Genomic DNA, 10495 nt, shown 5'->3' on the forward strand with positions numbered 1-10495 from the left:
GACAGCGTGCCGACCGGGGTCATGACCAGCGGCGAGGGCGCTTCAGCGGCGCAGCACCCAGAATCCCTCGATGCCGAAGCGGCCCGTCAGTTGCTCGCCAACGGCGCGGGCATCGGCAGCGCTGAGCAGCCGTCCCAGCCCGACACGATGGTAGCGCCGGCCATCGAGATCGACCGGCAGGACGTCAGCAGGATAGCCAGCCTGCGCCAGTGCAGCGCGCAACTGCTCCGCATCGCTGCTTTGCTGCAGCGATGCAAGCTGCACATACCAGCGCCCGTCGCGGCTCTGCACGCCGCTGCCTGGCTGCAACTCGGTCTCTGGCGCCAGCTGTTGCACCGTTGGCAGGTCGAACGTGAGTGTTTCCGCCGCGCTTGCGCCCGCGGTCAGCGAAACGCCCTGCAGGGGTGATTCCAGCCTGATCGGATCCGCCGCTCCCGGTGCGGTGACTTCGATACTGCCTTCGAGCAGCACGACAAAATGTCGGTCCGGGCCGGACTTGCCCCAGATATCCGTGCCGCGGATGCCCGCCGTCACGGCGCCGAAGCGTACATCGACGCTGCGCTTTTGTTGCTTGCCAACCAGCTGCGTGGTGAAGCGGAAGGCGCCCTTCAGGACATTCAGCGTTGCCTGGAAAATGCCCGCTGGCTGTTCGCTGTCGACCGCCTTGCCGGATTCGGCCTCGCTCACCGCTGGCGTGGCTGCCGCGCGAACGACGGGCTGTACCAGCTCCTCGGTGGCCAGGCTGGCCTCTTCGCCGAGCTTGAGCAGCGATCCTTCACTGAGCTCGGCCTGGATGCGGCCACCAGGACCCGTCCGCAGAACGTCGCCGGCTTGCAGCAACACGCCGGGCTCCAGGGCTTCTCGTTCGCCATTCCGCTCGATCCAGGCGGGCGACTGCAGCGAGGCAATCACCGAATCGGCAGGCAGCGTGGCAGCGGCAGGCCATGCAACAGCCGCCAGCAGCAGCAGGGTCGACAATCTGATCGTGAAGGACATGCGATTCTCCAATGGATCGAGGGTAAGACTGGAACAGACCCGGCAAGGGCCACGAACATTTCAGCCAACGGCAGGAAACCAGGCGCCCGCCCCTGGAGTCACCGACTTACGACCAGCCTGGCAAGGCCTCGGCATGGTGGCAGGCAACCTGGTGTCCACCGCCCAGGTCCCGCAGGGCCGGTGTCTCGTCCTCGCATTGCGGGGTGGCGAAACGGCAGCGTGGTGCAAACGGGCAGGCGGCTCCAGCCATTGCCGCCACATCGATCGGCCTCGCATCCGGTGGCGGCTGGGTGTGCCGGTCCGGAGGCAGCACGGCGCGCAACAGTTCGCGCGTGTAAGGGTGTGCCGGATGTTCGAAAAGCTGCTCGCGACTGGCCGCCTCGACGATGCGGCCACGGTACATAACCATGACATCATGGCAGAGGTAACGCACCGCCGTCATGTCGTGCGCAATGAACAGGAAGGCGAGACCGGAATCCTGCTGCAGGCTGGCCAGCAATTCGAGAATCTGGCCGCGGATCGACATGTCGAGGGCGCTGACCGGCTCGTCCAGCACGACCAGCGCGGGCGAACTGACCAGTGCACGACCGATACCGACACGCTGGCATTGCCCGCCGGACAGTTCGTGCGGGTAGCGATCGAGGTATTCTTCGTCCAGGCCGACGCGGCGCAGGATGCGCGTGACGCGCTGCTGCTGCTCGTCGGGTGCATCATGCGGCCGATGCACGCGCAGCGGTTCCAGCAGGCTCTGGCGCACCGTCAGTCCGGGATCCAGCGATGCCAGCGGATCCTGGAACACGGCCTGCAGCTGGCGGCGTGCCTGGCGCAAGGCGCCGCCATCCAGTGCCAGCCAGTCCTGGCCGCAGAATCGAACGTCGCCCGTGCACTCTTCAAGCCGCAGGATGGCACGCGCCAGTGATGACTTGCCGCAGCCGGATTCGCCGACCAGCCCGAGGGTTCGACCGGCAGGCAGTGCAAAACTGACGTCATCGACAGCCACCAGGCGATGCCGACCGCTACCGTAAGTCACGCCAAGCTTCTCCACTTCCAGGAGATTGCTGCGCTCAGTCATCCTCGACCTCCATGGCATCAGCCTCTGCCACCCGGTGGCAAGCCACGTGATGACCGGGCGCCACTTCCTGCCACGGCAAGGGCTGCTGGCAGGTATTGATGACCTGCGGACAGCGCGCGGCAAAAGGACAACCCGGTGGCGAATGGGTCGGGCGCGGCGGCTGGCCGGGTATCGGCCGTGGCAAGTCACCGGTAAGGCGCGGTGCGGCGGCCAGCAAGGCCCGGCTGTAAGGGTGCCGTGGCGCCGCAAAGAAATCCTCCGCACTGGCCGCTTCCATGACCCGACCGCCATACATCACCACCACCCGGCGGGCCAGGCGTGCAACGACACCGAGATCATGCGTGATCAGGACCAGGGAGAAGCCGAGCTCGGCTTGCAGTTGCTGCAGCAGGTCGAGCACCTGCCGCTGGACCGTGACATCGAGAGCCGTGGTCGGCTCATCGGCAATCAGCAAGCGCGGCCTGGCCAGCAAGGCCATCGCCAGCATGACGCGCTGCTGCTGGCCGCCGGAAAGCTGGTGCGGATATTGTGAGAAGCGCTTGGCCGGCTCGCGCAGGCGCACGGCTTCGAGCATGTCGAGCACGGCCTGTCGGGCACTGCCCCGCTGGCTGTCGGCATCCGCCTGGATCACTTCCAGCAACTGCTTGCCGATGGTCAGGTAGGGATTCAGGGCGGTCATGGGATCCTGGAAGACGTAGGCGATCTGCCGGCCACGCACGCCGCGCATCACTTTGGGCGACAAGGCCAGCAGGTTGCGGCTCTCGAACCAGGCCTCGCCACGCACCTCGGCGTTGCCGCCCGCCAGGCCGGTCAGGGCGAGAAACGTCTGTGACTTGCCACTGCCCGACTCGCCGACCACGGCCACGATGTCATCGTGCGCCACCTGCAAGCTCGCACCATTCACCGCGTGCACGGTGCCACCCTGCATGGCAAAGCGGACGTTCAGCTTGCGGATATCAAGCAGCATCGACGGGCCTCCGGCGCAGGCAATGCCCCAGCAACAGCGGCGCGGCCGCCACCAGCAATGCGCGCAGCAGCGTGGTCCAGCCGGGATAGACGCTTTCCTGCCAGCGCGTTTCCACCAGCAGCAACAAGGTACCCGCGACTATCCCCAGCCTGAACAGCTCTTCGCCGTGCAAGGACAGGCGCCAGCGCCGCAGCAGCAACAGTGCGAGCAGGCTGACCAGCACGGCAACAATGCCGGTGACCAGCAGGCGGACCAGGGCCAGGGTGACCAGCGGGTTGCCGACCGCCAGCCACAGGTCATCCGGCAGGTTGCGGCTGACTGCCCGGTAGGATTCAAGCACCGCGAAGAGGTAGCTGACCGCCAGCGCCATCAGCAACAGCTCGCGGTACACGGCGTCGAAAAACCGCTGGTGGCGCGAACTCATGGTCTTGCTCCCGCCACGGACCGGGTATCCAGCGCATCGCGCAGGCCGTCACCGATGAAGTTCAGGCAGAACAGGGTGGTGGCAAGAAAGCCGGCCGGGAACAGCAGCATCCAGGGGGCCATTTCCATTTCCCGTGCGCCCTCGCTGACCAGCGATCCCCAGGATGCCGCCGGTTCCTGTACGCCAAGGCCGAGGAAGCTCAGGAACGACTCGACCAGGATGACCTGCGGCACGGTCAGGGTGGCATAGACCACGACGACGCCGAGCAGGTTCGGCACGATATGCCGGCGAATGATGTGCAGCGGGTGGGCGCCGATGGTCCTTGCCGCGAGGATGAATTCGCGCTCCCGCAGGGCCAGCGTCTGGCCGCGCACGATGCGCGCCATGTCCAGCCAGTTGACCGCGCCGATCGCAATGAACAACAGCAACAGGTTGCGACCGAACAGGACCATCAGCAGGATGACGAAGAACATGAATGGCAGGGCATAGAGAATGTCGACGATGCGCATCATCACCGCATCGACACGGCCACCGAAGTAACCGGCAATGGCGCCCCAGGCAATGCCGATCAGCATGCTGACCACGGTAGCTGCGAGGCCGACGGCCAGCGACAGGCGACCCCCTTCCAGGGTGCGGACCAGCAGGTCGCGACCCAGCGGATCGGTGCCGAGCCAGTGGCCGTTGGCAAAGCCGGGTGGTGCCGCCATCATCGACCAGTCCGCGGTCGCTCCATCGTGAGGACTGAGCCAGGGGCCCACCACGCACGTCACGACGACCAGCAACAGTATGGCGAGCGCCGTGCTCGCCTTGCGATCGGTCATCAGAAGCTGCCACGGCGTTGCCCGCAACAGCGGCTGGCCCTCCATGGTTGTCCCGGTGCTTTGCGTCTTCATCAGCGCAACCTCACCCGCGGATCCAGCCAGGCGTAGCAAAGGTCGACCAGCAGGTTGAACAAGACAACGATCAGGCCGTAGAAAATCACCACGCCCAGCACCAGGGTGTAGTCGCGATTCAACGCCCCGTGCACGAAGAAGCGGCCGACCCCCGGAATGCCGAAGATCTGCTCGATGACCACGGAACCCGTCATTACGGCCGCCGCCGCCGGTCCCAGGTAGGAAATCACGGGCAGCAGGACCGGCTTCAGGGCATGGCGGCGCAGGATGACACTGTCCGGCAAGCCCTTGGCGCGGGCCGTGCGAATGAAATCGCTGCTCATGACATCCAGCAGGCTGGAGCGCGTCAACCGGGCAATGTAGGCGAGCTGTGGCAGTGCCAGGGCAATCACCGGCATGACCAGGTTGGCCGGAGCGCCGCCGTTCCAGCCACCGGCCGGCAACCAGCCCAGCCATACCGCCAGCAGCAACACCAGCACCGGCGCCAGCACGAAATTCGGAATGGATATCCCGGTCATCGCCAGCGCCATGACAGTGTTGTCGGCGGCACGGCCCTGCTTCAGCCCGGCAACCATGCCGGCCAGGACGCCAAGTACCAGCGCCAGCAATACCGACAGGCCGCCCAGCAACATGGACACCGGCAGGCCGGCGGCAATCAGTTCACTGACGCGATAATCGCGGTACTGGAAGGAGGGGCCGAGGTCGCCCTGCAGCAAATCGCCCAGGTAGCGGAAATACTGTTTCCACAGCGGTTCATCGAGGTGGTACTGGGCAAGCAGGTTGGCCTCGATTTCCGGCGGCAGCGCGCGTTCGTAATCGAAGGGACCACCCGGCGCGAAACGCACCAGGAAAAAGGCAATGGTCACCAGCACCAGCAGGGTCGGCACGGTGCCGAGCAGGCGCCTTAGCAGGTAACTGTCGAAAAGCCTGGCGACCATGTCCGCAAGACCCTCAATGCGCACGAATGAAAAGGTCACGACTGGGGTGGTGATCCATGATGTTGTCCTCCCAGCCACCGACATGCGGCGCGACCATGTGCTTGCTCACGTAGACATACAGGGGAATCACCGGGTGGTCTGCCAGCATCAGCCGTTCGGCGGCAGCGAGGCGTTCCATCCGGCGCTCGGGATCGCGTTCCTCGTTGGCCAGCAACATGGTGCGGGCATACTGCTCGCTGGAGTAACCGGTGTCGTTGACCGGGCTGCCCGGCAGCAGGGTCTGCAGGAAGGTCAGCGGGTCGTTGTAATCCCCCACCCAGCCCGCACGATACACCTGCGTGTCCTGGCGCTGGCGGCGCGTCTGTACGAACACCCGCCACTCCTCGCTGATGATCCTGGTTTCCACGCCCAGCGCCTGCCGCCACATGGTGGAAACGGCCAGGGCCACCTTGCGATGGACCTCGCCACTGTTGATGCGTACCTCCAGCTCCAGCGGCTGGTCCTCGTCATAGCCGGCGGCCGCATACAGCTCGCGGGCCTCGGCCAGGCGCTGCGCCATCGGCCAGTCGGCATAGTCGAGGCGGACCTCGGGATAGCCCGCCATGCCCGGCGGCGTCAACGACCAGGACGGCAGTTCACCGATGCCCAGGACCTTGTCGGCAATCACATCGCGGTCGATCACCAGCGACAGGGCGCGGCGCAACCCGGGGGCGCCCTTGAACGGCGGCTGCTGCACGTTCAGGCCGTAGTAATAAGTGCTGAGGTAGGGCGCCACGCGCAAGGCCTCCGGCGAGTCCTCGGCCAGCTGTCGATAGCGGGCCACCGGCAGCGTCTGGGTGATGTCGAGCTGGCCGGCGCGGAAGCGGTTGTACTCGGCCTCGCTGTCATCGATGGGGTAGTAATAGACATCGCTCAGGCGAACCGCCGCCGCATCCCAGTACTCGGGATTGGCCGCCAGGTGCATGACGTCATTCACGCGCCAGTCGACCAGCCTGAACGCGCCGTTGCCAACGTGGTGTTCCGGGCGGGTGAAGCGTTCGCCATGTTGCTCCAGCGACGGGCGATGCACCGGGTAGGTGCTGTGATGTGCCAGCAGGTCATGGAGGTAGGGAACCGGGCGAATCAGTTCGATGACCAGCGTGTGCGCATCGCGGGCATGTACGCCCAGCTGCTCGACAGCCCCGCCCTCGAGAACGTCATCGGCGCCACGAATGACACGAAAGTAATCCGCGAACACCGAACCGGTCGCCGGATCGACACTGCGCCGGAAGGCGAACACGAAGTCAGCGGCGGTCAGCGGATCGCCGTTCGACCAGCGCGCGTCAGGGCGAAGGTGGAAGGTGTGCCGCAGCGCATCTTCGCTGACTTCCCAGCTGCGAGCGACACCCGGCAAGATGCTGCCATCGGCACCCTCGCGAGTCAGGCCTTCGTAAAGGTCGCGCAGGATGTTGGCGGCTTCCGCCCCCCGGGCCTTGTGTGGATCCAGCGTTTCCGGTTCCAGGAAGTTGCCGCGATGCAGGACCTGCTCGGCGGCCAGCCCGTTCGTGTCGGCGTGCTCTGCCGGAATGGCCGTGGCTTCGGCCGGCGGCGGGGATGGAACGGGCCCCTCGGTTGCCGCCGGCAGCAAGTAGAGAATCCCCAGGCACGTGATGATGAACGCTGCTGCCAACCCGAAACGAGTGTGCATGAATCCCCCTGAGAACGGCTTTCGGTGACAGGCCCGAGCCAGCCAGGCCTGTGCAACTCAAGGGGCATGATGACCCGCGAATGCGTCGAGCGTCCAGTGCCGCGTCACGCCATGCTCAATCGGGCCGGCGGTCCTCGTGCTCCCCCGCTTCGCGGCGGAAGGAGAGGTGACGGGTGTAGTGATGATCCAGCGGATGGGTGGAATAGCCTTCGACACGTGGCGAAACCAGCCGGGCCTTGGCGTAATGGAAAAGCGGGATTGCCGGCAACTCGTCCAGCACGATGCGCTCGGCTTCGGCCAGCAAGCGAAAGCGGGCGGCGGTATCCTCCGTCTCCCTGGCTTGTGCCAGCAGCGCGTCGTAGCGCTCGCTGGCCCAGTTGAACTCGTTCATGCCGTGCGTGCTGCCAAAGACCTCGGCAAAGGTGAAGGGATCCTGGTATTCGCCAATCCAGCCTGATCGGAACACCTGCGTGGCGAGCTTGCGCTGCTTGATGCCCAGGTAGACCTTCCACTCGCGGGCATCCAGCTGCGCTTCGACCGGCAGGGACTCTTCCCACATCGCGGCGACCGCAGACATGATGCGCTGGTCGCGATCGCGATTGTTATAAAGGATGTCCAGCGACAGCTTGTTGTTCTCGTCATAACCGGCACGCGCCAGGATCTGTCTTGCTTCATCCTGCCGCTGCTGCAGCGTTCCCGCTGCCCACCCGGGAACGACCAGCGGATAGCCATCGAAGGCGGGAACCCAGCTGAATGCCACGGTCTCGCCGCCAGGCGTGATCGATTCGACCAGCGTTTCCCTGTCGATGGCCATGGCCAGGGCGCGACGGACCCCTGGATCGTTCAAGGACTCGTCGTCGACATTCAGTCCGAGGTAGTAGACCCCGAACCAGGGGTTGACCCTGAGGGCATCGGGGTATTGTTCGGCAAGCCAGGCCATGCGTCCGGGCGGGATGCCGTAAGTGATGTCGAGCTCGCCGGCGCGAAAACGATTCAGCTCCACCGACATGTCGGAGATCGGCAGGAAGCGCACCCGGTCAATCGCGACAGATGCTGCGTCACGGTAGTGGGGGTTCCTTTCGAGCAGGACGTAGTCATTGACTCGCCATTCAAGCAATCGATACGCGCCGTTGCTGACCAGTTCGGCAGACTCGTCAGTGCTGGCATGGACGGGAACCGTGGATGGATGATCCAGCAAGGCCAGGAAATATGGCGTCGGCCCTTCAAGCTGGATCTTCAAGGTCAGTGCATCAGCTGCACTGACGCCCAGCTCGGCAGGAGGAACGTCACCAGCGATCACGGCGGCGGCATTGCGGATCGGCAGCAGGGTCTCGGACACCACGCCGGCCGTGTTCGGCGACAGGGCCCGCTGGAAGCTGCGAACGAAATCGTCTGCCGTCAGCGGATCGCCATTCGACCAGCGCGCATCGTCACGCAGCGAGAAAGTCCAGGTGAGCGTGTCGGCATCGTACTGCCACTCCGCGGCCACGCCTGGCACCAGGTCGCCGGCGCGATTTCGTGCCACCAGGCCTTCGAACAGGTCGCGCTGGATGTTGCGAGCCGGGACGCCTTCGGCACGGTGCGGGTCGAGCGTGCCGGGATCCGCGGAGTTGCCAATGACGATTTCTGTTGGTGCTGGTTTCGGTTCGGGCGAATCACAGGCTGTCAGCAGGACTGCCAGCGCCAGCCCGGCCACGAAGCGCAGGGCACTGTCAGGACGCACGTTTTTCCTCGAGGTCGCGCTTCTTGAGGTGCACGAGCAGCAACGACACTGCGGCGGGTGTCATGCCGGCAATGCGTGACGCCTGGCCCAGCGTGGCCGGACGCACATCGGCGAGCTTCTGGCGCACCTCGTTCGACAGGCCGTCGATGTTCTCGTAATCGATATCCAGCGGCAGGCGGCGATCCTCGTGCTTGCGGTTGCGGGCCACGTCATTCATCTGGCGGTCGATGTAGCCGGCGTACTTGGACTGCACTTCCACCTGCAAGGCCACGGCAGGATCGATGTCACTGGCTGACTCGCCGAGCAATTCCAGCAAGCGTGCATAGGTCATCTCCGGACGTTTCAACAGCTCCGTCGCGCGCGCTTCCTTGCCGAGCGGCGCGCCAAGAAGTCGCTCTGCCTTTTCCGGATCGATGGATTGCGGCGTCACCATCAGGCGATCAAGGCGTTTCTTTTCCGTTTCGACCGCATCGCGCTTGGCATTGAAGGCGTCCCAGCGATGATCATCGACCAGCCCGAGCGTGCGCCCTGCTTCGGTGAGGCGCATGTCGGCGTTGTCCTCGCGCAACATCAAGCGGTACTCGGCGCGCGACGTGAACATGCGGTAGGGCTCCAGCGTGCCCTGGGTAATCAGGTCATCCACGAGGACGCCAAGATAGGCTTCGTCGCGGCGCGGCCACCATGGCGCTTCGTCCCGGCTGCGGCGCGCGGCGTTGATGCCCGCCAGCAGCCCCTGGGCTGCGGCTTCTTCATAGCCGGTCGTGCCGTTGATCTGGCCGGCAAAGAACAGGCCGCTGATGAATTTCGTTTCCAGGCTGTAGTCCAGGTCGCGCGGATCGAAGAAATCGTATTCGATCGCATAACCCGGCCGGGTGATGTGAGCATTCTCGAAGCCGGGGATGGAACGCACGAAATCTTCCTGCACGTCGTAAGGCAGGCTGGTCGAAATGCCGTTCGGATAGATCTCGTGGGTATCGAGGCCTTCGGGCTCGACAAAAATCTGGTGGGAGTTGCGCTCGGCAAAGCGCTGCACCTTGTCCTCGATCGACGGGCAGTAGCGCGGACCCACGCCTTCGATCTCGCCACTGTACATGGGCGAGCGGTCAAGACCCGCACGAATGATCTCGTGCGTCTGTTCGTTGGTGCGCGCAATCCAGCAGGACAGCTGCTGCGGATGCTCGGCGGGCGAGCCGAGATAGGAGAACGTCGGGCGGGGATCATCACCTGCTTGCTCGTCGAACTTCGAGAAGTCGAGGCTGCGGCCATCGATGCGCGGCGGCGTGCCGGTCTTCAGGCGATCGACCCGGAACGGCAAGGCGCGCAGCCGCTCGGCCAGGCGATTGGCGGGCGGGTCGCCGGCCCGGCCGCCCTGGTAGTTGGACAGCCCGATATGAATGCGTCCACCCAGGAAGGTGCCGACGGTCAGCACGACCGTGCGGGCCCGGAACTCGAGACCCATCTGGGTGACGACGCCGGTTACCGCGTCCGCCTCGACAATCAGGTCATCGACGGCCTGCTGGAACAAGGTCAGGTTTGGCTGGTTCTCGATGGCGCGCCGAATGGCCTGGCGATAGAGCACCCGGTCGGCCTGGGCGCGCGTCGCGCGAACGGCCGGCCCCTTGCGGGCATTGAGGGTGCGGAACTGGATGCCTGCCTGGTCGGCAGCATGCGCCATGATGCCGCCGAGGGCATCGATTTCCTTGACCAGGTGGCCCTTGCCAATGCCGCCGATGGCCGGGTTGCAGCTCATCTGGCCCAGCGTTTCGATGTTGTGGGTCAACAACAGCGTGCGCGC

Annotated in this window: 9 protein-coding genes; all 9 read right to left on the minus strand. The window is 65.1% G+C overall.

Annotated elements, in window-relative coordinates:
* Positions 1–42: 42 nt before the first annotated feature.
* Positions 43–996, minus strand: coding sequence for an SPOR domain-containing protein (locus R3217_09225; GenBank protein ID MDX1455623.1), 954 nt, complete (start codon positions 994–996; stop codon positions 43–45).
* 106 nt (positions 997–1102) lie between these two features.
* Entirely contained in the window at positions 1103–2068 is a 966-nt protein-coding gene (locus tag R3217_09230; GenBank protein ID MDX1455624.1) for an ABC transporter ATP-binding protein, read from the minus strand.
* Positions 2061–3035, minus strand: a complete 975-nt coding sequence (locus R3217_09235) for an ABC transporter ATP-binding protein (protein ID MDX1455625.1) — start codon at positions 3033–3035, stop codon at positions 2061–2063. Before R3217_09235 ends, R3217_09230 begins: the two co-directional genes overlap by 8 nt.
* Positions 3025–3459, minus strand: coding sequence for a hypothetical protein (locus R3217_09240; protein ID MDX1455626.1), 435 nt, complete (start codon positions 3457–3459; stop codon positions 3025–3027). Before R3217_09240 ends, R3217_09235 begins: the two co-directional genes overlap by 11 nt.
* Positions 3456–4325, minus strand: a complete 870-nt coding sequence (locus R3217_09245; GenBank protein MDX1455627.1) for an ABC transporter permease subunit — start codon at positions 4323–4325, stop codon at positions 3456–3458. The genes R3217_09240 and R3217_09245 overlap by 4 nt, the downstream gene beginning before the upstream one ends.
* 26 nt (positions 4326–4351) lie before the next feature.
* Positions 4352–5290 (minus strand): oligopeptide ABC transporter permease OppB, encoded by a 939-nt coding sequence (gene oppB / locus R3217_09250; protein ID MDX1455628.1) that lies wholly within the window; start codon positions 5288–5290, stop codon positions 4352–4354.
* A 13-nt stretch (positions 5291–5303) separates the two neighbouring features.
* Positions 5304–6977 (minus strand): peptide ABC transporter substrate-binding protein, encoded by a 1674-nt coding sequence (locus R3217_09255; GenBank protein MDX1455629.1) that lies wholly within the window; start codon positions 6975–6977, stop codon positions 5304–5306.
* Positions 6978–7092: 115 nt separating this feature from the next.
* On the minus strand, positions 7093–8700 hold the full coding sequence (locus R3217_09260) for a peptide ABC transporter substrate-binding protein (protein MDX1455630.1): 1608 nt from the start codon (positions 8698–8700) through the stop codon (positions 7093–7095).
* Positions 8690–10495: tRNA uridine-5-carboxymethylaminomethyl(34) synthesis enzyme MnmG (gene mnmG, locus R3217_09265; GenBank protein MDX1455631.1), on the minus strand; the 1806-nt coding region annotated here is incomplete at its 5' end. The genes mnmG and R3217_09260, both read right to left, overlap by 11 nt.

The sequence above is a fragment of the Gammaproteobacteria bacterium genome, assembly GCA_033720895.1.
In the GTDB taxonomy this organism is placed as follows: domain Bacteria; phylum Pseudomonadota; class Gammaproteobacteria; order Natronospirales; family JAJUFS01; genus JAWWBS01.

Bases quoted from the DNA above. Each gene is read 5' to 3' on its own strand.
- R3217_09225 (MDX1455623.1), bottom strand. From the start codon at position 996: ATGTCCTTCACGATCAGATTGTCGACCCTGCTGCTGCTGGCGGCTGTT.
- R3217_09230 (MDX1455624.1), bottom strand. From the start codon at position 2,068: ATGACTGAGCGCAGCAATCTCCTGGAAGTGGAGAAGCTTGGCGTGACT.
- R3217_09235 (MDX1455625.1), bottom strand. From the start codon at position 3,035: ATGCTGCTTGATATCCGCAAGCTGAACGTCCGCTTTGCCATGCAGGGT.
- R3217_09240 (MDX1455626.1), bottom strand. From the start codon at position 3,459: ATGAGTTCGCGCCACCAGCGGTTTTTCGACGCCGTGTACCGCGAGCTG.
- R3217_09245 (MDX1455627.1), bottom strand. From the start codon at position 4,325: ATGGAGGGCCAGCCGCTGTTGCGGGCAACGCCGTGGCAGCTTCTGATG.
- oppB (MDX1455628.1), bottom strand. From the start codon at position 5,290: ATGGTCGCCAGGCTTTTCGACAGTTACCTGCTAAGGCGCCTGCTCGGC.
- R3217_09255 (MDX1455629.1), bottom strand. From the start codon at position 6,977: ATGCACACTCGTTTCGGGTTGGCAGCAGCGTTCATCATCACGTGCCTG.